Origin of the sequence: Pseudaquabacterium inlustre (assembly GCF_038066595.1) — a bacterium.
Classification (GTDB): domain Bacteria; phylum Pseudomonadota; class Gammaproteobacteria; order Burkholderiales; family Burkholderiaceae_C; genus Pseudaquabacterium; species Pseudaquabacterium inlustre.
Genome location: NZ_JBBUTH010000007.1, coordinates 593,278 through 614,175, shown reverse-complemented (window position 1 = coordinate 614,175; position 20,898 = coordinate 593,278). Strand labels below are relative to the sequence as shown.

General features: G+C 70.9%; 18 protein-coding genes. 6 read left to right on the top strand and 12 right to left on the bottom strand.

Annotated features, from left to right (window positions below):
- Window positions 1-2 precede the first annotated feature (2 nt).
- The 7 genes from AACH10_RS14305 to AACH10_RS14275 all read right to left on the bottom strand — a co-directional run bounded on the left by AACH10_RS14305 (window position 3) and on the right by AACH10_RS14275 (window position 7,746).
- Complete coding sequence (locus tag AACH10_RS14305) at window positions 3-1,250, bottom strand: acyl-CoA dehydrogenase family protein (protein ID WP_423228608.1); 1,248 nt, start codon at window positions 1,248-1,250, stop codon at window positions 3-5.
- Window positions 1,251-1,385: 135 nt separating this feature from the next.
- Window positions 1,386-2,195, bottom strand: coding sequence for an SDR family oxidoreductase (locus tag AACH10_RS14300; RefSeq protein ID WP_341411103.1), 810 nt, complete (start codon window positions 2,193-2,195; stop codon window positions 1,386-1,388).
- Window positions 2,196-2,226: 31 nt separating this feature from the next.
- Window positions 2,227-3,702: a VWA domain-containing protein gene (locus tag AACH10_RS14295; RefSeq protein ID WP_341411102.1), complete on the bottom strand. Its 1,476-nt coding sequence runs from the start codon at window positions 3,700-3,702 to the stop codon at window positions 2,227-2,229.
- A 28-nt stretch (window positions 3,703-3,730) separates the two neighbouring features.
- Window positions 3,731-4,708 (bottom strand): AAA family ATPase, encoded by a 978-nt coding sequence (locus AACH10_RS14290; protein ID WP_341411101.1) that lies wholly within the window; start codon window positions 4,706-4,708, stop codon window positions 3,731-3,733.
- Window positions 4,709-4,795: 87 nt separating this feature from the next.
- Window positions 4,796-5,926 (bottom strand): acyl-CoA dehydrogenase family protein, encoded by a 1,131-nt coding sequence (locus AACH10_RS14285; RefSeq protein ID WP_341411100.1) that lies wholly within the window; start codon window positions 5,924-5,926, stop codon window positions 4,796-4,798.
- 13 nt (window positions 5,927-5,939) lie between these two features.
- Window positions 5,940-7,118 (bottom strand): acyl-CoA dehydrogenase family protein, encoded by a 1,179-nt coding sequence (locus tag AACH10_RS14280; protein WP_341411099.1) that lies wholly within the window; start codon window positions 7,116-7,118, stop codon window positions 5,940-5,942.
- A gap of 19 nt (window positions 7,119-7,137) precedes the next feature.
- Window positions 7,138-7,746, bottom strand: a complete 609-nt coding sequence (locus tag AACH10_RS14275) for a DUF2889 domain-containing protein (RefSeq protein ID WP_341411098.1) — start codon at window positions 7,744-7,746, stop codon at window positions 7,138-7,140.
- Window positions 7,747-7,989: 243 nt separating this feature from the next.
- On the opposite strand from AACH10_RS14275, the gene AACH10_RS14270 reads away from it, so the two are divergent.
- The 5 genes from AACH10_RS14270 to AACH10_RS14250 all read left to right on the top strand — a co-directional run bounded on the left by AACH10_RS14270 (window position 7,990) and on the right by AACH10_RS14250 (window position 13,958).
- Window positions 7,990-9,021 carry a sulfate ABC transporter substrate-binding protein gene (locus AACH10_RS14270; RefSeq protein ID WP_341411097.1) on the top strand — a complete coding sequence of 344 codons (1,032 nt, stop codon included), beginning with the start codon at window positions 7,990-7,992 and terminating at the stop codon, window positions 9,019-9,021.
- Between the two features lie 31 nt (window positions 9,022-9,052).
- Window positions 9,053-9,883: a sulfate ABC transporter permease subunit CysT gene (gene cysT / locus AACH10_RS14265; RefSeq protein ID WP_341411096.1), complete on the top strand. Its 831-nt coding sequence runs from the start codon at window positions 9,053-9,055 to the stop codon at window positions 9,881-9,883.
- 12 nt (window positions 9,884-9,895) lie between these two features.
- Window positions 9,896-10,759 (top strand): sulfate ABC transporter permease subunit CysW, encoded by an 864-nt coding sequence (cysW, locus tag AACH10_RS14260; protein WP_341411095.1) that lies wholly within the window; start codon window positions 9,896-9,898, stop codon window positions 10,757-10,759.
- Window positions 10,756-11,844 (top strand): sulfate/molybdate ABC transporter ATP-binding protein, encoded by a 1,089-nt coding sequence (locus tag AACH10_RS14255; RefSeq protein WP_341411094.1) that lies wholly within the window; start codon window positions 10,756-10,758, stop codon window positions 11,842-11,844. Before cysW ends, AACH10_RS14255 begins: the two co-directional genes overlap by 4 nt.
- 143 nt (window positions 11,845-11,987) lie before the next feature.
- Window positions 11,988-13,958: an acyl-CoA synthetase gene (locus AACH10_RS14250; protein WP_341411093.1), complete on the top strand. Its 1,971-nt coding sequence runs from the start codon at window positions 11,988-11,990 to the stop codon at window positions 13,956-13,958.
- Window positions 13,959-13,979: 21 nt separating this feature from the next.
- Here the strand turns inward: AACH10_RS14250 and AACH10_RS14245 are convergent, their stop codons facing one another.
- The 3 genes from AACH10_RS14245 to AACH10_RS14235 all read right to left on the bottom strand — a co-directional run bounded on the left by AACH10_RS14245 (window position 13,980) and on the right by AACH10_RS14235 (window position 17,345).
- Window positions 13,980-14,936, bottom strand: a complete 957-nt coding sequence (locus AACH10_RS14245) for a CysB family HTH-type transcriptional regulator (RefSeq protein ID WP_341411092.1) — start codon at window positions 14,934-14,936, stop codon at window positions 13,980-13,982.
- Between the two features lie 110 nt (window positions 14,937-15,046).
- A complete protein-coding gene (locus tag AACH10_RS14240; protein ID WP_341411091.1) occupies window positions 15,047-16,711 on the bottom strand; it encodes a rhodanese-like domain-containing protein in 1,665 nt (554 codons plus the stop codon).
- Window positions 16,712-16,718: 7 nt separating this feature from the next.
- Window positions 16,719-17,345: a cysteine dioxygenase family protein gene (locus tag AACH10_RS14235; protein WP_341411090.1), complete on the bottom strand. Its 627-nt coding sequence runs from the start codon at window positions 17,343-17,345 to the stop codon at window positions 16,719-16,721.
- A gap of 93 nt (window positions 17,346-17,438) precedes the next feature.
- Between AACH10_RS14235 and AACH10_RS14230 the strand changes: the two genes are divergently transcribed.
- Window positions 17,439-19,085 carry a GGDEF domain-containing protein gene (locus tag AACH10_RS14230; protein ID WP_341411089.1) on the top strand — a complete coding sequence of 549 codons (1,647 nt, stop codon included), beginning with the start codon at window positions 17,439-17,441 and terminating at the stop codon, window positions 19,083-19,085.
- A gap of 9 nt (window positions 19,086-19,094) precedes the next feature.
- Here the strand turns inward: AACH10_RS14230 and AACH10_RS14225 are convergent, their stop codons facing one another.
- Together AACH10_RS14225 and AACH10_RS14220 are read right to left on the bottom strand one after the other, a co-directional pair.
- On the bottom strand, window positions 19,095-19,976 hold the full coding sequence (locus AACH10_RS14225; RefSeq protein WP_341411088.1) for a polysaccharide deacetylase family protein: 882 nt from the start codon (window positions 19,974-19,976) through the stop codon (window positions 19,095-19,097).
- Complete coding sequence (locus tag AACH10_RS14220; RefSeq protein ID WP_341411087.1) at window positions 19,976-20,881, bottom strand: glycoside hydrolase family 16 protein; 906 nt, start codon at window positions 20,879-20,881, stop codon at window positions 19,976-19,978. The genes AACH10_RS14225 and AACH10_RS14220 overlap by 1 nt, the downstream gene beginning before the upstream one ends.
- Window positions 20,882-20,898: the final 17 nt, after the last annotated feature.

Here is a 20,898-nt window from a genome sequence, read left to right as displayed (position 1 = left end):
GATCACGAACGCCACACCATCGAGCCCTGCATCTCCTCGGCCGCGCCCTCTGTAGCACGCACCTCGCTGCGGCCCACCACCATGTGGTGCACCTCGTCGGGGCCGTCGGCCAGGCGCAGCGTGCGCTGCTGGCTGTACATGTGGGCCAGCGGGGTGTGCTGGCTGACGCCGAGTGCGCCATACATCTGGATGGCCTGGTCGATGATCTTGCACACGCGCTCGGGCACCATGGCCTTGACCATGTGCACCCACAGGCGGGCTTCCTTGTTGCCCAGCACGTCCATGGCCTTGGCGGCCTTCAGCACCATCAGGCGCATGGATTCGATCTCGATGCGGGCGCGCGAGATGATCTCCACATTGCCGCCCAGCCACACCAGCTGCTTGCCGAAGGCCTGACGCGACAGGCCGCGCTTGACCATCAGATCCAGCGCCACTTCGGCCGCGCCGATCGAGCGCATGCAGTGGTGGATGCGGCCCGGACCCAGGCGCAGCTGGCTGATCTCGAAGCCTCGGCCTTCGCCCAGCAGCATGTTGCTGGCCGGCACGCGCACGTTGTTGAAGCGGATGTGCATGTGGCCGTGCGGCGCATGGTCTTCGGCAAAGACATGCTGGCCGCCGACGATCTCGACCCCCGGCGTGTCTTTCGGCACCAGGATCATGCTCTGCTGCTTGTGCGGCGGCGCGTCGGGGCTGGTGCGCACCATGGTGATCAGGATCTTGCAGCGCGGGCTGCCAGCGCCCGAGATGTAGTGCTTCTCGCCGTTGATGACCCATTCGTCGCCTTCCAGCACGGCGCTGGTGGCCACGTTGCGGGCGTCCGAGCTGGCGTGGTGCAGCTCGGTCATCGCGTAGGCCGAGCGGATCTCGCCCTTGAGCAGCGGCTCCAGCCACTGCGCCTTCTGCGCCGGCGTGCCCACGCGCTCCAGCACCTCCATGTTGCCGGTGTCGGGGGCCGAGCAGTTCATGCACTCGCTGGCCATCGGGCTCTTGCCCAGCTCGCTGGCGATGTAGGCGTAGTCGAGGTTGGACAGGCCTTCACCGGTCTCGGCGTCGGGCAGGAAGAAGTTCCACAGGCCCTCGGCCTTGGCCTTGGCCTTGGCGGCGTCCAGCAGCTCCAGCTGGCCGGGGGCGTAGCTCCAGCGGTCGGCACGGTTGCGGCCCAGCTTCTCGTACTCCACGGCCATCGGATCGACCGTTTCCTTGATGAAGCGCTTGACGTGTTCGTACAGCGGCTTGGCCTTCTCGGACATGCGCAGGTCGTTCAGCGGATCGCTGGGGTCCAGGCTGAAGGCGTTGGCGGGAATCTGGGGCTGACTCATGGTCGGGGGTCTCCGGGAAAGCCTGCTTTTTACAGGCAGGAAGGATGGGAAGGAATCGGGGGGAATTCAGAGCGAGGCGACGATGCCGCCATCGCTGGCGATCGTCTGGCCCACCACGTATTCGCCGGCGCGCGAGCTCAAGAAAATGGCCAGGCCGGCGATGTCCTCGGGCGCGCCCACCCGGCCGCTGGGGTTGCTCTGGGTCACGGCGCTCCAGTCGACGCCATCGGTGGCGCCGCCGTGGCCCACGCCGGTGGACAGCATCCAGGTGGGGTACGGCCCCGGTGCGATGGCGTTGACCAGGATGCGTTCGGGCGTCAGCCGCTTGGCCAGGAAGCGGGTGAGGTGGTGCACGGCGGCCTTGGACGCGCCGTAGCTGAAGCTGTCGAAGGTGGCCGACTTGATGCCGTCGATCGAGCCGATGTTGATCACGCGCGCCGGGGCGCCATCCTTCGCCGCCGCGCGTAGCAGCGGCAGGCATTGCTGGGTGAGGAAGAACACGCCCTTGACGTTGGTGTCCATCACCTTGTCCCAGCCCACCTCGGGGAAGGTTTCGATCGGCGCGCCCCAGGCGGCACCGGCGTTGTTGACCAGGATGTCGAGCCTGGCTTCCCGCTTCGCCAGTTCGGCCGCCAGATGGGTGCAGCCTTCCACCGTGGACAGGTCGGCCGGCAGCGCGATGCAGGTGCCGCCGGTGCCTTCGGAAAGTCGCTTGGCCGTGGCCTCGCACACCTCGGCCTTGCGCGACGAGATGTAGACCTTGGCGCCCTGCGCCAGAAAGCCCGCGGCGATCATCTCGCCGATGCCGCGCGAGCCGCCGGTGACCAGGGCCACCTTGCCGCGCACCGAGAACAGGTCTTGGAAGTTCGTGTTCATGGTCTCCTCTCTTCGTGGGTTGTTGATGGCTTCAGCCATACGCGGCCAAGGCTTCGTCAATGGCCCGCTCAAGATCCGCCGCACTCGCCACATGCGTGGCCAGCGTGCAGAACGGCGCGTACTTCGGCATCACGCTGTCGCCGCTGCCCCAGCGGCTCTTCGGCTCCGGGCACAGCCACATCACGCGCTTGGCGCGGCTGGCGATCTCGGCCAGGATGTCCACGCGCGGCTCGGCATGGTTGCTGCGGCCGTCGCCCAGGATGATCACCGTGGTGCGGCGGTCGATCACGTCCCAGAACTGGTCCTGCAGGTCGGTGAAGGCCTGGCCGTAGTCGGTGCTGCCGGCGTGTTCGTGCAGGATGCGGTCGAAGGCTTCATCAAACGGCAGGTTCTCCAGCAGCGGGCTCACATCGCCCAGCTGGTTGGCGAAGGCGAAGCTGCGCAGGTCGGCCACCGAGCCGTGCAGCGCATACAGGAACAGCAGCAGGAAGCGCACATGCGCGGCCACCGAGCCCGACACATCGCAGATGGCCACGAACTTGGGCTTGTCCTTGCGGCGGTATTTGAACCGCAGCCGGTGCGGCACGCTGTCATGGCCCGCGCTGCCGCGGATCATGCGGCGGAAGTCGAGCTGGCCGCGCAGTTGCACGCGGCGGCGGCGCGAGTGCTTGACCGCCATGCGCTTGGCCATGCGCGCCACCACCACGCGCATGCGCTCCATGTCGTGCGGGGCCAGGCGCCCCAGCGTGCGCTGGGCCACCACGTCCTGCATGAAGGCCTCGGTGGCCGGTCGACCGTAGAGCTCGAAGCGCTGCTCCACCAGCGCACGGGCGGCGCGGCGCAGTGATTCGCGCGCGGCCTGCAGCGTGGCCAGCTCGGCCTGCGGGTCGGGTGAGCCGCTGCTCTGCGGCTCCAGCAGCAGCTGGCGCACGCGGGCGTCCAGCGGGGCGATGCCCAACTCTTCGAGCAGGCGGCGGGTCAGCGGGCCGACCTGGGTGTGGAACTGGATGTCGTCGACGTTGGCCGCTTCGGCAGCACGGTTCAACGCCGGGCCCAGCGAGGGCATGCGCTCGCCGCTGGCGCCGCCGCGGGCCTCGGCGGCCATCGCGATCAGCTGCTGCAGCGCGTCGCCGCCGCTGGCGGCGGTGGGCGATGCCGGGCGATCGGCGTGCGGGCCGCCGCCGGCGTCCTGGCCGGGCTGACCGGGTTGGCCGGATGCCGCGCCCGCGGGCTGGGCGTCCTGGAGATCGGATGCACCGCGCTTGCCTTCGCTGCGCGCCTCGGCCGATGCATCCACGGCGCCGAAGAACTGGTCGAACACCCGCTCGTGGATCAGCTTCTCGGCCGGCGTCTTGGCCAGCACCACGCCCAGGCCGTCCTTCAGTTGGCGGCGGTCGGCATAACCCAGCAGCGCCACGGCGCGCGCGGCGTCGATGCTCTCGGCAATCGACGCGTCGGCCCCGGCCGCGCGCAGTGCGCGAACGTAGTTGACCAGGGTGCGGTCCATGGACGGAGGGGCCTGTGGATGAGGGGCGTCAGGCGGACAGCGCGTCGCGCGTCAGCTGCGGCAGCCGGGCCTGCACGGCCTGGATGTCGCTCTCGCGCTTGAGCAGCACGTTCAGCGTGTCGCGCACCAGGGTTTCGTCCAGCGCGCCGGCGTGCAGCAGCAGCAGCGTGCGCGCCCAGTCCATGCTCTCGGCCACGCTGGGCGGCTTGCGGATGTGTTCCTGGCGCAGCGCCTGGACGAAGTGCACCAGCTGCTTCAGCAGCGCTTCATCAATGCCCGGCACGCGGGCACGCAGCACCTGCTGCTCGAAGGCAGGCTCGGGGAAGCCGATGTGCAGGTGCAGGCAGCGGCGCTTGAGCGCATCGCCCAGCTCGCGCGTGTTGTTGCTGGTGAGGATGACCAGCGGCGGCACTTGGGCCTTGATGGTGCCGATCTCGGGCACCGTCACCTGGTAGTCGGCCAGCACCTCCAGCAGCAGGGCCTCGAAGGACTCTTCGCTCTTGTCGATCTCGTCGATCAGCAGCACGCTGCCGCCGGCCTGCTCCATGGCCTGCAGCAGCGGGCGGGGTTGCAGGAAGTCGCGCGAGAAGAACAGGTCTTGAAACCCGGTGAGCTTGGTGTAGGCCTGGCCCAGGGTGTCGGCATCGGCCATCAGCTGGCCGATCTTCTCCTTCAGGATCTGCGTGTAGAGCAGCTGCTTGCCGTACTGCCACTCGTACAGCGCACGGCTGTCGTCCAGGCCCTCGTAGCACTGCAGGCGGATCAGCGCATGGCCCAGCGCCTTGGCGGCCGAGACGGCCAGTTCGGTCTTGCCCACGCCGGCCGGGCCTTCGATCAGCACCGGCTTGCGTAGGTGGTGGGCCAGGTACACGGCCGTGGCCACCTGCCGGTTGGCGATGTAGCCCACCGAGGCCAGCGCGGCGGTGATGGCCTCGATGGACGACAGCGCGGCCGGGGCGGTGACAGGGGTGCTGGCGATGGCGGCCGGAGCTACGGGTGCATTCATGCAGCCAGTGTGCGCAAGACAGGCGGGTGGCGCTATTGCCTGTGCGACACCGGCGGCCCCGGGTTTTCACCCGAGGTCCGCCGGCCTTCAGCTCACGCGGGCGAAGCGCGCCAGGTGGTGATCCGCATCGCCAAAGCGCTGCGCCAGCATCGTGAGCCGGCGGAAGGTGTGCGAGACCTTCATCTCCTCGGTCATGCCCATGCCGCCGTGCAGTTGCACGGCCTCCTGGCTGACCAGGCGGGCGGCGTCGGCGATCTTCACCTTGGCGGCCGAGACGGCCCGCTGGCGTTCGCGCACCGCCGCCGGGCTGGCATCCGTGCCGTCCACGCGGCTGGCGGCCAGGATGGCCATCGAGCGCGCCTGCTCGGTGTGGATGTGCATCTCCACCATGCGGTGCTGCAGCACCTGGAAGGACGCGATGGCCACGCCGAACTGCTTGCGGGTCTTGGTGTACTCCAGCGTGGCGTCCACGGCGTAGCGCATGGCGCCCACGGCCTCGGCGCACAGCAGCGCGGTGGCGAAGTCCAGTGCCTCGTCGATGGCGGCTTGTGCGCCGCCCGCCGTGCCCAGCAGCGCGTCGGCACCCAGGCGCACACCCTCGAAGCGCAGGTCGGCCGCGCGCTGGCCGTCCACCGTGCGGCAGGGGCTGGCTGCCACGCCGGTCGCGGCCGGATCGACGATGAACAGGCTGGCGCCCTCAGGCGTGGCGGCGCTGACGATCAGCGTGTGCGCCAGCGGCGCGCCAATGACCACGGTCTTGGCACCGTTCAGCACCCAGCCATCGCCATCGCGCTTTGCGGTGGTGGCTTGCGGATCGGCCGCATAGCGCCGGCCCGGCTCCAGGTAGGCGAAGGCCAGGCGGCGCGTGCCGTCGGCCAGGCCGGGCAACAGTGCGGCGCGCTGGGCCGCACTGCCGGTGCGCGCCACCAGGCGGCCGGCCAGGCCCACGTTGTCCAGCAGCGGCTCCACCACCAGGGCTTCACCGCAGGCTTCCATCGCGGCCATCAGGTCCACCGCACCGCCGCCGAAGCCGCCGTCTTCCTCGGGCAGCGCGATGGCGGTCAGCCCCATCTCGGCAAAGGTGGCCCAGACGGAATCGCTGGCGCCGCTGGCCGAATGCACGATGGCCTTGCGCTGGTCGAAACCGTACTGCGCGCCCAGGAACTTGCGCAGCGATTCGGCCAGTTGCTGCTGTTCGTCGGAGTAGTTGAAATCCATGTGCTGCTCCTGCTCACAGACCCAGGGTGGCCTTGGCGATGATGTTGCGCTGGATCTCGTTGGATCCGGCGTAAATGCTGGTCTTGCGGTAGTTGGCGTAGCGCGGTGTCAGGCGCGAGGCCAGCGCGTCCACCTCGCCGCCCTCCACGGCCATGAAGGGCTGGGCCTGCGGGCCCACGGCCTGCATCATCAGCTCGGTGATCGCCTGCTGCAGCTCGCTGCCGCGGATCTTCAGCATCGACACATCGGCGCCCGGTGGCTGGCCGCTGCGGCGCATCTGATCCAGGAAGCGCATCGACGTGAGTTCCAGCGCCTCCAGCTCGATCTCCACGCGCGACAGCCGGTCGCGAAAGCGCGGATCGTCCATCAGCGAGCGGCCGTCCACCTGCTGCTCGGCGGCCAGGCGCTTCAGGGCCGCCAGTTCGCGCTTGCTGCCACCCACATTGCCCGAGCCCATGCGCTCGTGGCCCAGCAGGTACTTGGCCACCGTCCAGCCCTTGTTCTCCTCGAAGATCAGGTTCTCGGCCGGCACCTTGACGTCGTCGAAGAACACCTCGTTCACCTCGTGGCCGCCGTCCATCAGGATCAGCGGGCGCACGGTGATGCCGGGCGTCTTCATGTCGATCAGCAGGAAGCTGATGCCCTCCTGCTTCTTGGCCGCAGGGTCGGTGCGCACCAGGCAGAAGATCCAGTCGCCGTAGTGGCCCAGCGTGGTCCAGATCTTCTGGCCGTTGACGACGTAGTGGTCGCCCTGCTTCTCAGCTCGGGTCTTGAGCGACGCCAGATCGGAGCCCGAGCCCGGCTCGGAATAGCCCTGCACCCAGAAGTCCTCGCCCGAGCGGATGCCGGGCAGGAAGCGTGCCTTTTGCGCCTCGGTGCCGAAGTGCAGCAGCACGCTGGCGCACATGTGCGGGCCGAAGGCGGGCAGTGCCGGTGCGCCGGCCAGGCCGAACTCTTCCTGGAAGATGTAGCGCTGGGTGATGTTCCAGCCGGTGCCGCCCCAGGCCTCGGGCCAGTGCGGCACGCTCCAGCCCTTGGCGGCCAGGATGCGGTGCCAGCGCTGGTAGTCGTCTTTGCTCAGGTGCTGGTAGCCCGTCACCTTGTCGCGGATGTCGGCCGGCAGGTGCTCGGCCAGCCAGCTGCGCACCTCGGCGCGGAAGGCCTGTTCTTCGGGGGAGTAGTGGAGGTCCATGTCGTTTCCTCTGGGAAATTCAGCCCTGGCGGGCGGTGCCTGCCTTCAGCTGGGCGATCACCGGTCCGTCGGGGCGGTAGGAATGGCAGGTGCCGAGCAGCGCCTCGATGCGGAACACGCGCGGCGGCGCCGGCTCGCCGGCCGGGCGCGGCGCGTAGACGTTGGAGGCGAAGGTCTGCACCGCGGCGCCGGCCACCGCTTCCATCATCGCGATCACATGGGTACAGCCCTGCGTGCCGCCCAGGCGCTCGTACAACGCCTTCTTGAAGCCCTTGCCCAATGACAGGCCCACCAGCACCTGGAAGTTGGGCTGCACGCCGGCGCAGCTTTCATACGGCGTGCTCTTCATCGCCGAGGCGATGGCCACGATGTGGCGCTGCCGGTCCATGGTGACGCGCAGCTGCAGGTTGTGCAGGGCCGAGCCGGCGGCGCAGCGGCCGCGGAAATCGCTGTCGTAGTCGAACGGCCGGGTGTCGATGAAGCGCGCGTCGATCTCCATCAGCCCGTCGTCGCGGCGGAAGCTGCGGCAGACGATGCTGCGCGTGTGCACCGCCGTGCGCGGCGCGGGCGGCGGCAGCAGCCAGCCGTCGTCCAGCGCGGCGTGCAGGGGTTCTCCAGGGGACATCATCGGGATGAGCAGCGGGCGAAGAAGAGCGGTCTGGGGGATGCTCGCACGCCACCCGTCGGCCCGACTTGCACCCTGGCGACAGGCGGCTGGCCGGGTTTTCGCGGATCGACAGCCGGGCCGGCGGTGTCGGCTTCTGCGAAAAACGCATAAGCAAACGACAAAACTGTGGTTTGAGCGCAGACGGGCCGGCCCTAGCATCGCGGGCTTCGCCGTTCCGCGGCGCCTTTGCCTGCCCCTCCGCACATGCCTCACGACGCTCGCACCCCTGCCGATTCCCGCCGCCGTGCCCTGCTGGCCTCACTGGGCGCCGCCACGCTGGCGGTGGCCACCGCGCTGCCCGCCTTCGCCGCCGGCCCCACGCTGCTGAACGTCAGCTACGACGTGGCGCGCGAGTTCTACAAGGACTACAACAAGGCCTTTGCCGCACACTGGAAGAAGACCGCCGGCGAAGACCTGACGCTGAACCAGAGCCACGGCGGCAGCAGCAAGCAGGCGCGCAGCGTGATCGAGGGCCTGGAGGCCGACGTCATCACGATGAACCAGGCGCTGGACATCGACATGGTGGCCGATGCCGGCTTCATCGCCGCCGACTGGGCCAAGCGCCTGCCCAACAACGCGGCGCCCACCTCGTCGCTCACCGTGTTCATGGTGCGCAAGGGCAACCCCAAGGGCATCAAGGACTGGGCCGACCTGGCCAAGCCCGGCGTCAGCGTGATCATCCCCAACCCCAAGGTGACGGGCAACGGCCGCTACGGCTACCTGGCGGCCTGGGGCGGCGGCCTGAAGAACGGCCTGACGCCCGCGCAGACGCGCGAGCAGGTGCAGAAGATCTTCGCCAACGTGCCGGTGTTCGACGGCGGCGGCCGCGCCGCCACCACCACCTTCGCACAGCGCCAGATCGGCGACGTGCTGGTCACCTTCGAGAGCGAGGTGCAGAGCATCGTCGAGGAGTTCGGCAAGAACTACGACATCGTCTATCCGAAGTTCACCGTGCTGGCCGAGAACCCGGTGGCGGTGGTCGACAAGGTGGTGGCCAAGAAGGGCACGCGCAAGCAGGCCGAGGCCTACCTGCAGTGGCTGTGGAGCGACGAGGCCCAGGAGATCGCGGTCAAGCACAACCTGCGGCCGGTGAGCGCCAAGATCCTGGCCAAGTACCCGAACGAGTTTCCGAAGCAGGCCACGTTCACGGTGGACGAGGTGTTCGGCGGCTGGAAGAAGGCCCAGGCCGAGCACTTCAAGGACGGCGGCATCTACGACCAGCTCCTGAAGAAATGATCCCTCGCAGCGCGGTCCGTCTGCCTCTCTGATGTTTTCCCGCCTCCTTCTCAAGCGCCACACGGTGCTGCCCGGCTTCGACCTGGCGCTGGGCTTCACGCTCACCTACCTGAGCCTGATCGTCCTGATCCCGCTGGCGGCCGTGTTCCTGAAGACCGCCACGATGGGCTGGCCGGCCTTCTGGGATGCAGTGGCCGCGCCGCGGGTGCTGGCCAGCTACCGGCTGACGTTTGGCGCGTCGTTCCTGGCGGCGCTGGTCAACGCCCTGTTCGGCCTGATCATCGCGTGGGTGCTGGTGCGCTACGAGTTTCCGGGCAAGCGCATCGTGGATGCGCTGGTCGACCTGCCGTTCGCGCTGCCCACCGCGGTGGCCGGCATCACGCTGACCGCGCTGTATGCGCAGAACGGCTGGATCGGCCAATACCTGCCGTTCAAGGTGAGCTTCACGCCGCTGGGCGTGTTCGTGGCCCTGCTGTTCATCGGCCTGCCCTTCGTGGTGCGCACGCTGCAGCCGGTGCTGGAAGACCTGTCGGCCGAGTACGAGGAAGCCGCCGCCACGCTGGGCGCCACGCGCGGCCAGACCTTCCGCCTGGTGATCCTGCCCATCCTGCTGCCGGCGCTGACCACCGGCTTCGCGCTGGCCTTCGCCCGCGCGCTGGGCGAGTACGGCAGCGTGATCTTCATCGCCGGCAACATCCCGATGGTCAGCGAGATCACGCCGCTGATGATCATCAGCAAGCTGGAGCAGTACGACTACACCGGCGCCACCGCCATCGCGGTGGTGATGCTGGTGGCCAGCTTCACGATGCTGCTGGTGATCAACGGCCTGCAGGCCTGGGCGCGCAAGCGCCAAGGACAGTGAAGGAGCGATGACATGAGTTCACACGCTCCCGTCAAGGTGGCCACCAAAGAACCGGCGTGGCTGCGCTTCACGCTGATCGGCGTGGCGCTGGCCTTCCTGAGCTTCTTCCTGTTCGTGCCGCTGGTGGCGGTGTTCGTCGAGGCGTTCAAGAAGGGCGTCGAGGTCTACCTCGAGGCCATCCGCGAGCCCGATGCGCTCAGCGCCATCTGGCTGACGCTGATCGCCGCGGCCATCAGCGTGCCGCTGAACCTGGTGTTCGGCGTGGCCGCCTCGTGGGCCATCGCCAAGTTCGAGTTCCGGGGAAAAAGCCTGCTGCTCACGCTGATCGACCTGCCGTTCTCGGTCAGCCCGGTGATCGCCGGCCTGATCTACATGCTGGTGTTCGGCCTGCAGGGCTGGTTCGGGCCCTGGCTGCAGGCGCATGACCTGAAGGTGATCTTCGCGGTGCCGGGCATCGTGCTGGCCACGGTGTTCATCACCTTCCCGTTCGTGGCGCGCGAGCTGATCCCGCTGATGCAGGCCCAGGGCCGTGAGCAGGAAGAGGCCGCCGTGGTGCTGGGCGCCAGCGGCTGGCAGGTGTTCCGCCGCGTCACGCTGCCCAACATCAAGTGGGCGCTGCTGTACGGCGTGATCCTGTGCAATGCGCGGGCGATGGGCGAGTTCGGCGCGGTCAGCGTGGTGTCGGGCCACATCCGCGGCCAGACCAACACCATGCCGCTGCACATCGAGATCCTCTACAACGAGTACCAGTTCGCGGCCGCCTTCGCCGTGGCCAGCCTGCTGGCCGGCCTGGCGCTGGTGACGCTGGTGCTCAAGCTGTGGGTCGAGCGCCGGCTCGAGCAGCAGCTGCGGGCTGCGAAGGAAACAACAGAATGAGCATCGAAGTCCGTGCGCTGAACAAGCAGTTCGGCCGCCTGAAGGTCTGCGACAACCTGAACCTCACCATCGGCTCGGGCGAGCTGGTGGCACTGCTGGGCCCGTCGGGCTCGGGCAAGACCACGCTGCTGCGCATGATCGCGGGGCTGGAGGTGCCCGACAGCGGCCAGGTGCTGTTCCATGGCGAGGACGCCACCACCGCCGACGTGCGCGACCGCAACGTGGGCTTCGTGTTCCAGCACTACGCGCTGTTCCCGCAGATGAACATCTTCGAGAACGTGGCCTTCGGCCTGCGCGTGCGGCCCAAGGCGACACGCCCTACCGAGGCCCAGATCCGCGCCAAGGTGATGGAGTTGCTGAAGCTGGTGCAGCTGGACTGGATCGCCGAGCGCTACCCTCACCAGCTGTCGGGTGGCCAGCGCCAGCGCATCGCACTGGCCCGCGCGCTGGCGGTCGAGCCCAAGGTGCTGCTGCTCGACGAGCCCTTCGGCGCGCTGGATGCCAAGGTGCGCAAGGAGCTGCGCCGCTGGCTGCGCCGCCTGCACGACGAGATGCACGTGACCAGCGTGTTCGTCACGCACGACCAGGACGAGGCCATGGAAGTGGCCGACCGCATCGTGGTGATGAACGAAGGCCGCATCGAGCAGGTGGGCAGCCCCGACGACGTGTACGACCGCCCGGCCACGCCCTTCGTGCTGCAGTTCCTGGGTGACGTGAACCTGTTCCACGGCCGCGTGGGCCATGGTGCGCACCCGCCCGGCGGTGCCGCCGGCGCGGCCGACGGCGACGTGCGCTATGTGCGCCCGCACGAGCTGGACGTGCTGGCCGCGCCCGATGCCGAAGGCGAGGCCTGGCCGGCCGAGCTGGCGCAGGCGCTGACGCTGGGCCCGGTGACGCGGCTGGAGTTCCGCCGCGACGACGGCAGCTATGTGGACGTGGAACTGCCCCGCGCGCGCTGGCAGGCACTGCGCGACAGCCTGAACCTGGCCCCCGGCCAGCGCGCCTGGCTGAAGGCACGGCGCGTCACGCGCTTCGTCGCCGGCACCGACGGCGCCGTGGTGGACGATCCGGCCGCGGCGATCTGAACGCACGGCGCCGCCGCCGTGGCGGCGCCGGCGTCCCGGCGGCGACAGGGTGCGCCCGGGCAAGCCGCAATGGCGGCGCGCAGGCACACGCGCCTAAGCTGGCGGATCAGAGGCCGAGCCCCGCCGGCCGCCCCCCGGATGCCATGACCTCGCCCACCCCGCTGGCCCAGCGCGCCCACCCGCTCGACACCGTGATCGGCGCGCAGTGGCCCGATCTGTCCACGCCCGAGGCGCTGGCCGCCTTCGAGGCTGTGCCTTATGCGCAGCGCATCGCCGCGCACAGCACCTGGCAGGCGCTGCGCATCGGCCGTGACAGCGCGCCCGACGCCCCGGCCATCGTGTTCCTGCCGAACGCGCGGGCCGACGACACGCCGGTGGTCATCCCGCACCGGCGCTTCTTCGCCCAGGTGACGCAGGCGGCCAATGCCTTCCACGCGCTGGGCGTGCGCCCCGGCGGCGCGGTGAGCCTGCTGCTGCCGCTGCTGCCGCAGGCCTTCACCGCGCTGTTCGGGGCCGAGGCGGCCGGCATCGCCAACCCGGTGAACCCGCTGCTCGAGCCCTGGCAGCTGGTGGAGATCCTGCGCGCGGCCGGCACCCAGGTGCTGGTGACCGTGGGCCCGCTGCCCGGCACCGACCTGTGGGACAAGATCGCCCAGGTGCGCGAGCAGGTGCCCGGCCTGCGCGCCGTGGTGGCCGTGGGCGGCGCCGGCGTGGCCACCGCACAGCCAGGCGAGGCGCCCGCCGCTGTACCCGCCAGTGGCGGCCCGGTGCCCATCTACGACTACGACGCGCTGCTCGCCGCCCAGCCCGACGACCACCTGGTCAGCGGCCGCGAGATCGCCGAGGGCGACGTCGCCGCCTACTTCCACACCGGCGGCACCACCGGCACGCCCAAGCTGGTGCGCCACACCCATGGCAACCAGGTCTACCAGGCCTGGGTGATCGGGCTGATGCTGCGCGTGCAGCGCGGCGGCAGCATGCTGTTCGGCCTGCCGCTGTTCCATGTGGGTGGTGCGCTCACCCAGGGCCTGGGCATCCTGGCCAATGGCGGCCATGTGGTGGTGCTGTCGCCCGCGGGCTGGCGCAACCCGGCGGCGCAGCGCGAGGTGTGGGGCCTGGTGCGCCGCTGGCGGCCCGAGACCTTCGGCGGCGTGCCCACGGTGCTGGCCGCCGCGCTGCAGATGCCGCACACGGCCGACGACCTGGCCTCGCTGCAGCGCGTGTCGGGCGGCGGCTCGGCCATCCCCGTGGCGGTGGCGCGCAGCTACAGCCAGGACTTCGGCCTGCCGGTGCTCGAGGTCTACGGTATGACCGAGACCGCCAGCGTGCACACCATCTCCTACGTCGACCGGCCGGTGCGCCTGGGCGCGGTGGGCCATGCCGTGCCCTACAGCCGCGTACGCATCGTCAAGGTGGACGCCGAGGGCCGCGCCACGGCCGACTGTGCGCCGGGCGAGATCGGCGTGGTGGCCATGGCCGGGCCGGGTGTGTTCGGCGGCTACCTCAGCGAGCGGCACAACGCCGGCGCCTTTGCCGCGCCGGGCTGGGTGAACTCGGGTGACCTGGGCCGGCTGGACGAGGACGGCTACCTGTGGATCACCGGCCGCGCGAAAGACCTGGTGATCCGTGGCGGCCACAACATCGACCCGCTGCCGATCGAGGAGATCCTGTACCAGCATCCGGCCGTGGCGCTGGCCGCCATGGTGGGCCAGCCCGACGCCTATGCCGGTGAGCTGCCGGTGGCCTATGTGCAGCCCAAGCCCGGCCAGGCCGTGGCGCCGGACGAACTGCTGGCCTGGGTGCGCGAGCGCACACCCGAGCGTGCCGCCGTGCCGGTGGCCCTGCACCTGCTGGACGCGCTGCCACTCACCGGCGTGGGCAAGGTGTTCAAGCCCGCGCTGCGCTGGGACGCCGCGCGCCGCGTGGCCGAGCGCGACCTGGCCGATCTGGCCTGCCCCGGCCTGCAGGTGGTGGTGGACGCCCACCCGGTGCACGGCAGCCTGATCACCGTCACCGTTCCTGGCATGCCGGAGGACCAACGCGCCGTGCTGACCGAGCGCATCGGCCAGCGGCTGGGGCCGCTGACGCTGCGACACGCCATCGAGTGGCGCTGACCTGGACGCCTGGCCCCGGCCTCACAAGCCGGTGTCTTCGTCGGGCGCGGCCTGCAGCGCCTTGTGCACCAGGGCCTTGGTCAGCGGCGGCGCGAAGGTGGTGATGAAGTCGAACACGTAGTCGCGCAGCCAGGCGCCGCGGCGGATGGCCAGGCGCGTCATGTTGGCCGCGAACAGGTGGCGCGCGTCGATGGCGCGCAGGTGCAGATCGCGCTCGTCGTCGAAGGCGATGGCGGCCACGATGCCCACGCCCAGGCCCAGTTCCACATAGGTCTTGATCACGTCGGCGTCCATCGCCACCAGCACGATGTCGGGCGCGAGGCCGGCCTTGGCGAAGGCCTCGTCGATGTGCGAGCGGCCGGTGTAGCCCGATTCGTAGGTGACCAGCGGAAACTGCGCCAGTCGCTGCAGCGTCAGGCCCTGGCCGGCGGCCGCTTCGTCGGCCAGCGGGTGGCCGGGCGGCACCACCACGGTGTGCGTCCAGCGGTAGCAGGGCAGCGCCAGCAACTCGTCGTACTGGGCCAGCGCCTCGGTGGCGATGCCGATGTCGGCCTCGCCATCCAGCAGCATGCGCGCCACCTGCTGCGGCGTGCCCTGGTGCAGGTGCAGCTGCACCTGCGGCCGGCGCTGGCGGAAATCGCGCACCGCCGCCGGCAGCGCATAGCGGGCCTGCGAGTGCGTGGCGGCGATGGTCAGTGCGCCCTCGTCGCTGCGCGCGAACTCGTCGCCGGCGCGCTTGAGGTTGTCGGCCTCCTGCAGCAGGCGCTCGATGATGGGCATCACCAGCCGGCCCGGCTCGGTCAGGCCGGTCAGGCGCTTGCCGGCGCGGCCGAACAGCTCGATGCCGAGCTCGTCCTCCAGCTCGCGGATCTGCCGGCTGACGCCCGGCTGCGAGGTGTGCAGCACGCCGGCCACGGCGGTGAGGTTGAAGTTCTGGCGCACGGTCTCGCGCGCCGAGCGCAATTGCTGGAAGTTCACGAAGGCGGGCGGGAGCGACAGGGCCAGCCGATTCTGGTCGGTCCGCTTCTGCGGCCGAACCACTTTTTCGTCGGAAGCTTAGTCGCTCACCGCATAAGCAGGTCCGCCGTTCAGGCCGCCGGCAGCACCTGGAAGTGGTGCGTGCCGTCGCGCCCCAGCTGCGCCACCAGGCCGAACTCCCAGTCCAGGTAGCCCTGCATGGCCTCGCGCGGGGCGTCGGTGCCCTCGTAGGGCCGGCGGTAGCGGTCGATGCGCGGGCTCAGCAGGCTGCCTTCGCCGGTGTGCAGCGGCCGGCCGGCGGCCACCCAGGCTGCCTGGCCGCCGGCCAGCACCGCCAGGTCCAGCCCCTGCAGCACCGGCAGGGCCTGCAGATCGGCCAGCGCGAATGGCGCGATGCGGCCCTGCGGGCAGCCCAGCACCAGGCGGCGCAGGCCGCCCGGCCGCTGCGCCAGCGCGCGGCCCAGCAGGGCCGGCAGCTCGCTGCGCAGCGCCCACTGCGCACCGGGAACATGGCCGCGCACGTACTGCGCCGACGGGCCCAGGTCCAGCAGCCAGGTGTCGCCGGCGTTCAGGCCGGCGGCCAGCGTGTCGGCGTCGATCGCCGGCACCTCGGGCAGCGGCGTGTGCGCCGGCTGCCAGGGGCCGGCGTCGGTGAAGCGGTCGGGGCCGGCGTCGGTCAGCCACGCCACCTCCCAGCCCATCTGGGCCAGCCAGTGGGCGGTCATCGGCGCGCGCACGGCGTCGGTGGTGGCGCCGCCGTCGCACAGCACGATGCGCGCGCCGCGCACGGCGGCGTTGACGTCGGTCTCCTGCACCAGCTGGCCGCCGGGCGCGCTGCCAAAGCCGGGCCAGTGGCCGGCGGCATATTCCTCGGGCGTGCGCACATCCCAGCGGTACAGCGTGCGGGTGGTGTCGGCCTGCCATTGCGCGAGCATGTCGGCGTCGATGCGGCGCGCACCGGCGCGGTCGGCCAGCGCCTGCGCGGCGGCCTGGGCGGCGGCCAGGTTTGGCGCGCTGGGGCGCGAGGCGCGGTCCTGGAAGCGGCGCTGCTGGCCATGGTCCAGCGTCTGGCCGGCCAGCAGCCAGCCGATGGTGCCGTTGCGCAGCGCGGCCACCGGGTTGGGGATGCCGGCGTTCACCAGGCTTTGCGTGCCGATGATGCTGCGCGTGCGGCCGGCGCAGTTGACGATCACCCGCGTGGCCGGGTTCGGCGCCAGCTCGCGCACGCGCAGCGCCAGCTCGGCGCCCGGCACGCTGGTGCCGGTGGGGATGCTCATCGTGGCGTATTCGTCGAAGCGGCGCGCGTCCAGCACCACCATGTCGGTGCCGGCGTCGATCAGCGCCTTCACCTCCTCGGCCGCCAGCGAGGGCGTGTGACGCTCGTGCTCCACCAATTCACCGAAGGACTTGCTGGGCACGTTGACGTCGCGGAACAGCTCGCCGCCGGCTTCGCGCCAGACCGCCAGGCCGCTGCCGCGGCCATCGCGGCTCAAAAGGTGCACGGCGGTGTAGCCCAGCGCCTGCAGGCGGCGCGCCGCGGGCTCGGCCAAGCCTTCGCCATCGTCGTAGACGGCGATCGTCACGTCGCGGCGCGGCAGGCGCCAGGGCGCATCGAGCTCGATGCGGGTGGTGCTCAGCTGCACGGCCCACAGCGGGTGGGCCTGGGCGAATGGGTCTTCCTCGCGCACGTCGATCAGCGCGATCTCATCGCGGGCCAGCAGCGCGGCGCGCACCTGGGCGGGGCTCAGTTCGGGCAGTCGGGAGGCGTGGTTCATGAGGCGGTCAGGCGTTTTCTTTCGATCGGTCCCACAGATTGGGCACCCAGGCGTGGCTGTAGCCCGAGACGAAGGGCTTGCGCGTGCCGTCCTCGGCATACACGCTGCGTTGCACGGCGCCGATGTTGGCGCCGTAGACATGGATGCTGATCGAGGTGCGGTCGGCAAAGGCGTTGCTGACCTGGTGCACATCGCCCAGCGTGGGCGACACGGCCTCGATCTGGCCCGGGCGAAGTCGCGTGGCCGGGCCCTGCGGCACCCAGCGGCCCTGCGCATCGCGGCCGAAGGGCTGGGCGATCTCCTCGCCGCGCAGCATGCCGATCAGGCCCCACACGGTGTGGTCGTGGATCGGCGTGCGCTGGCCGGGGCCCCAGACGAAGCTGACCACCGAGAAGCGCTCCAGCGGATCGCAGTGCAGCAGGTACTGCTGGTAGTACTGCGGGTGCGGCTGCGCCAGGGCCTCGGGCAGCCAGTCGTCGCGGGCGATCAGCGTGGCCAGGGCCTCGCGAACCACCGGCAGCAGCCGGGCCTCGTCGGTGCCGTGCCCGATGGCCTGCGTGACGGCCGTGACGAAGGCGCGCAGCGGTGCAGCCGGCGCGGGTGCCGGGTCGGGTGTGGATGCGGGTTCGGGCATGGCCGGGCCTCGGTGGGTCGATGTCAGCTGCATTGGATCACTGCTGCGCGATACTGCCACCGCGCCCGCTCCGTTTGTCTGCACAAGCCCAGGATGACGCCCGCCCTCGATCCCGCTGCGTGCATGGCCACCGCCTGGCAGGTGGCGCCCGATCTGCCGCTGCGCCTGGTGGTGGTGGCGGCGCTGGCGGCCGTGGCGGGCTGGGCCGATGCGCAGCGCTACTTTCCGGGCAAACGTGCGTTCTTCTGGCTCAACACGGTGCTGGTGCTGTGGATCGCCGGCACCACGGCCGAGCATGCCGCCGTGGCCGCCGAGTGCAAGGCCACCGTGGCCCTGCTGTGCTGGCCCTTCATCATGACGCTGCCGGTGCTGTGGTCGCTGTTCCTGCAGCGCTATGTCAGCGCCGACACCCAGCCGCCGCGCACCAGCGTGGTGACGGCCACGGTGCTGGCGCTGGCGCTGCAGGTGCTGGGCGCCTTCAGCAACGGCTGGCATGGCGGCTTCTATGGCGCAGGCAGCGCGCTGGGCCCGGCGGTGCTGGGCCTGCCACGCATGCGCTACCAGTACGGCCCGCTGTTCGTGCTGGCGGCCGTGTGGGGCTATGCCTGGCTGGTGCGCGCCACGGTGGTGATCGCCCGCGCGGTGCACGACTGCGCGCCCGAGGACCGGCCGCTGTGGCTGGCCTTCCTGGTGATGATGGCCGTGCCCTGGGCCGCCAACGTGGCCTATGTGCTGTTCGGCCTGCGCCTGCTGGGCGGCGACCCCACGCCGCTGAGCTTTGCCGTGGGCGCGGTGGGCTTCGGCTGGCTGATCCGCAACAGCAGCCTGCTGCGCGTGGTGCCGATGTCTCGGCGGCTGCTGTTCACCGCCCTGCCCGATCCGGTGCTGGTGCTCGACTCGCTGAACCGCGTGATCGACTGCAACCGCGCCGGCGAGCGCCTGGCCGGCCAGGCCGTGCCGCGCGGCGTGCCCTTGCCGCAGTTTCCGGTGGCCGGTGCCGCGCTCACCGAGTTGCTGGCGCGGGCGCCGCATGGCGAGGGCACGGTGGTGATCGACCAGCCGCCGCTGGTGCTGGACGTGCGCGCCACCGACATCGGCGGCGACGGCCAGCGCATCGGCCGCATGCTGCAGCTGCGCGACGTGACCGAGCGCCACCGCACGCAAACCCGCCTGGCCGCTGCGCTGGCCCAGCGCGACAGCCAGCTGGCCCAGGTGGCGCAGCTGGAGGCCGAGCTGCGCGAGCAGACCCTGCGCGACCCGCTGACCGGCCTGCACAACCGCCGCGCGCTGGGCCAGCGCTTCGCGCACGAGCGCCAGCACCAGCAGGCCACGGCCCAGCCGCTGACCCTGGTGCTGCTGGACGTGGACCACTTCAAGCGCGTGAACGACAGCCACGGCCATGCCATGGGCGACGCCGTGCTGCAGGCGCTGGGCGGTGTGCTCACCGAGGGCCTGCGCGCCAGCGATTCGGTGTTCCGCATCGGCGGCGAGGAGTTCGCGCTGCTGTTGCCCGGCGCCGATGCCACCCAGGCCCTGCTGCGTGTGCAGGCGCTGCGCGAGCGCGCGGCGGCGCTGGACGTGCCGCCCGACGACGGCCGGGTGCGCTTCTCGGCCGGCATCGCCACCTGCGAGCGCGGCACGCTGAGCCTGGACGACCTGCTGCGCCGCGCCGATGCTGCGCTCTACCTGGCCAAGGCGGGCGGGCGCAACCGCAGCGAGCTGGGCGCGGCCGGGCCCTGAGGCGCGGCCTCAGCGCACCGGCTGGGCCTGCCGGGCTTGCTGGGCTTGCCGGGCTTGCCAGGTGCGCAGCTGCCGCACCACGTTCACCGCGCTGTCGGTCCAGTACAGGTGGCGGTGCGTGGCCAGGTGGTGCAGCAGTTCGTCATGCGCCGCGCGGCTGACGCTCAGGTACTCGGCGCCCACGCCGTGGAAGGTGAAGCTGACCAGCGTGCCGCGCGCGGCCGCGGCCTGCACGCGGGCGATGAGCTCGGCGCCGCTGAGGTTCTCGATGCCCTCGGTGCCCAGCTCGGCCGGCTTCAGGCGTGCCAGCGCATCGCGGCTGGGCACCAGGCCACCGGCGCGGGTGCGCATGCCGGCGAACACCGGCGCCAGCGCATCCACGTAGTTCTCGCCCCCGGCCGCGGCCAGGTCCAGGCAGGGGGGCGTGTAGGTGCGCTCGGTGCGGCCGTCGATGGCCTGCAGTGCGGTGTTGGCCAGGCGCACCTGGTCGCGCGCCTGCTCGGCCGTCATGCGCGCCAGGTCGCGGTGCGGCTGCACCCAGCCGCGGCCGGGCAGATGCCCCAGGCAGGGATGCACCAGGCTGTGGTTGCCCAGCTCATGCCCGGCGGCGGCCACGGCGCGCCAGTCGGCCAGGCGCCGCGGCAGCGTGGGGCTGGACAGCGGCAGGTAGAACGTGGCGCGCAACCCCAGCCGGTCGAGCAGCGGCGCCACATGGTCGAGGTGGCTGTCCAGGCCGTCGTCATAACCCAGGCTCACCGCGGCACGCGCGCCGCCGGGCCAGGGGCCGTCGGCCACCGGCGTGCCCTCCGCGGCCGGCACCGGCAGCGCCAGCGCGGCCGCGGCCCACAGGCCGAACCACCGGGTGAGCGCGGCGCGACGGGGCCGGGCCATCACGGCGCCTGGTACACGCGCACGTGCTCCACTTCCATGCGCACCGGGAAGATGCTGTCGTCCACCGGCCCGCCCAGGTCACCGCCGATGGCGATGTTCAGGATCAGGAACTGCGGCTTGTCGAACGGCCACTGCGCGCTGCCCGCGCCCTGGTTGCGGTAGACGTGGTGGGTCTGCCCGTCCATGCCGAAGCGCACCTCGGTGGGCGTCCACAGCATCTGGTAGTTGTGGAAGGCGCTGCAGGCGTCGTTGACCGTGATGTGGTTGCCCGAGCCATTGCCGCCGCTGCCCGACGTGGTGTGCACGGTGGAGAACACGTTGGTCGGGTTGCTGCCCACCTGCTCCATGATGTCGAGCTCGCCGCCGGCCGGCCACACGCCGGCGCTGTTGAGCATCCAGATCGCCGGCCAGGTGCCGCGGCCGCAGGGCAGCTTGGCGCGCACCTCGAAGAAGCCGTAGGTCCAGTCCTTCTTGCCCAGCGTGATCAGCCGCGTGGACGAGTAGGCCTGGCCGCCCCAGTCGGACTGGTCGCTGCGCGCCTCCTTGCGCGCGGTGATCACCAGCTTGCCGCCGGACACCACCGCGTTCTCGGCGCGCGGGCCGCTGTAGTACTGCAGCTCGCGGTTGTGCCAGCCCTGCTTGTTCATGCCGGTGTCGTAGGCCCATTTGCCGGCGTCGGGCAGGCCGTCGGTGTCGAACTCGTCCGCCCACACCAGGCGGTAGCCGGTGGGCAGTTGCAGCGGCCCGGTGCTGGCGGTGCTGCCGCTGTTGCCGCCGCTGCTGCCGGTGGCGGTGCCTGCATCGGCTGCCGTGGCCGAGCCGCCGCCACAGGCCGCCACCACGCCCAGCGCCATCAGGCCGGCCAGCAGCGGCAGGCGGGCGAGCAGTCGGGGGGCATGGGGCATGGTGCAACTCCGGAAGG

Excerpts from the sequence above, each read along its gene's own strand:
- AACH10_RS14255 (WP_341411094.1), top strand. The coding sequence starts at position 10,756 with ATGAGCATCGAAGTCCGTGCGCTGAACAAGCAGTTCGGCCGCCTGAAG.
- AACH10_RS14250 (WP_341411093.1), top strand. The coding sequence starts at position 11,988 with ATGACCTCGCCCACCCCGCTGGCCCAGCGCGCCCACCCGCTCGACACC.
- AACH10_RS14220 (WP_341411087.1), bottom strand. The coding sequence starts at position 20,881 with ATGCCCCATGCCCCCCGACTGCTCGCCCGCCTGCCGCTGCTGGCCGGC.
- AACH10_RS14285 (WP_341411100.1), bottom strand. The coding sequence starts at position 5,926 with ATGGATTTCAACTACTCCGACGAACAGCAGCAACTGGCCGAATCGCTG.
- AACH10_RS14270 (WP_341411097.1), top strand. The coding sequence starts at position 7,990 with ATGCCTCACGACGCTCGCACCCCTGCCGATTCCCGCCGCCGTGCCCTG.
- AACH10_RS14290 (WP_341411101.1), bottom strand. The coding sequence starts at position 4,708 with ATGAATGCACCCGTAGCTCCGGCCGCCATCGCCAGCACCCCTGTCACC.
- AACH10_RS14230 (WP_341411089.1), top strand. The coding sequence starts at position 17,439 with ATGACGCCCGCCCTCGATCCCGCTGCGTGCATGGCCACCGCCTGGCAG.
- cysW (WP_341411095.1), top strand. The coding sequence starts at position 9,896 with ATGAGTTCACACGCTCCCGTCAAGGTGGCCACCAAAGAACCGGCGTGG.
- AACH10_RS14295 (WP_341411102.1), bottom strand. The coding sequence starts at position 3,702 with ATGGACCGCACCCTGGTCAACTACGTTCGCGCACTGCGCGCGGCCGGG.
- AACH10_RS14280 (WP_341411099.1), bottom strand. The coding sequence starts at position 7,118 with ATGGACCTCCACTACTCCCCCGAAGAACAGGCCTTCCGCGCCGAGGTG.
- AACH10_RS14235 (WP_341411090.1), bottom strand. The coding sequence starts at position 17,345 with ATGCCCGAACCCGCATCCACACCCGACCCGGCACCCGCGCCGGCTGCA.
- AACH10_RS14300 (WP_341411103.1), bottom strand. The coding sequence starts at position 2,195 with ATGAACACGAACTTCCAAGACCTGTTCTCGGTGCGCGGCAAGGTGGCC.
- cysT (WP_341411096.1), top strand. The coding sequence starts at position 9,053 with ATGTTTTCCCGCCTCCTTCTCAAGCGCCACACGGTGCTGCCCGGCTTC.
- AACH10_RS14225 (WP_341411088.1), bottom strand. The coding sequence starts at position 19,976 with ATGGCCCGGCCCCGTCGCGCCGCGCTCACCCGGTGGTTCGGCCTGTGG.
- AACH10_RS14305 (WP_423228608.1), bottom strand. The coding sequence starts at position 1,250 with ATGTCCGAGAAGGCCAAGCCGCTGTACGAACACGTCAAGCGCTTCATC.
- AACH10_RS14240 (WP_341411091.1), bottom strand. The coding sequence starts at position 16,711 with ATGAACCACGCCTCCCGACTGCCCGAACTGAGCCCCGCCCAGGTGCGC.
- AACH10_RS14275 (WP_341411098.1), bottom strand. The coding sequence starts at position 7,746 with ATGATGTCCCCTGGAGAACCCCTGCACGCCGCGCTGGACGACGGCTGG.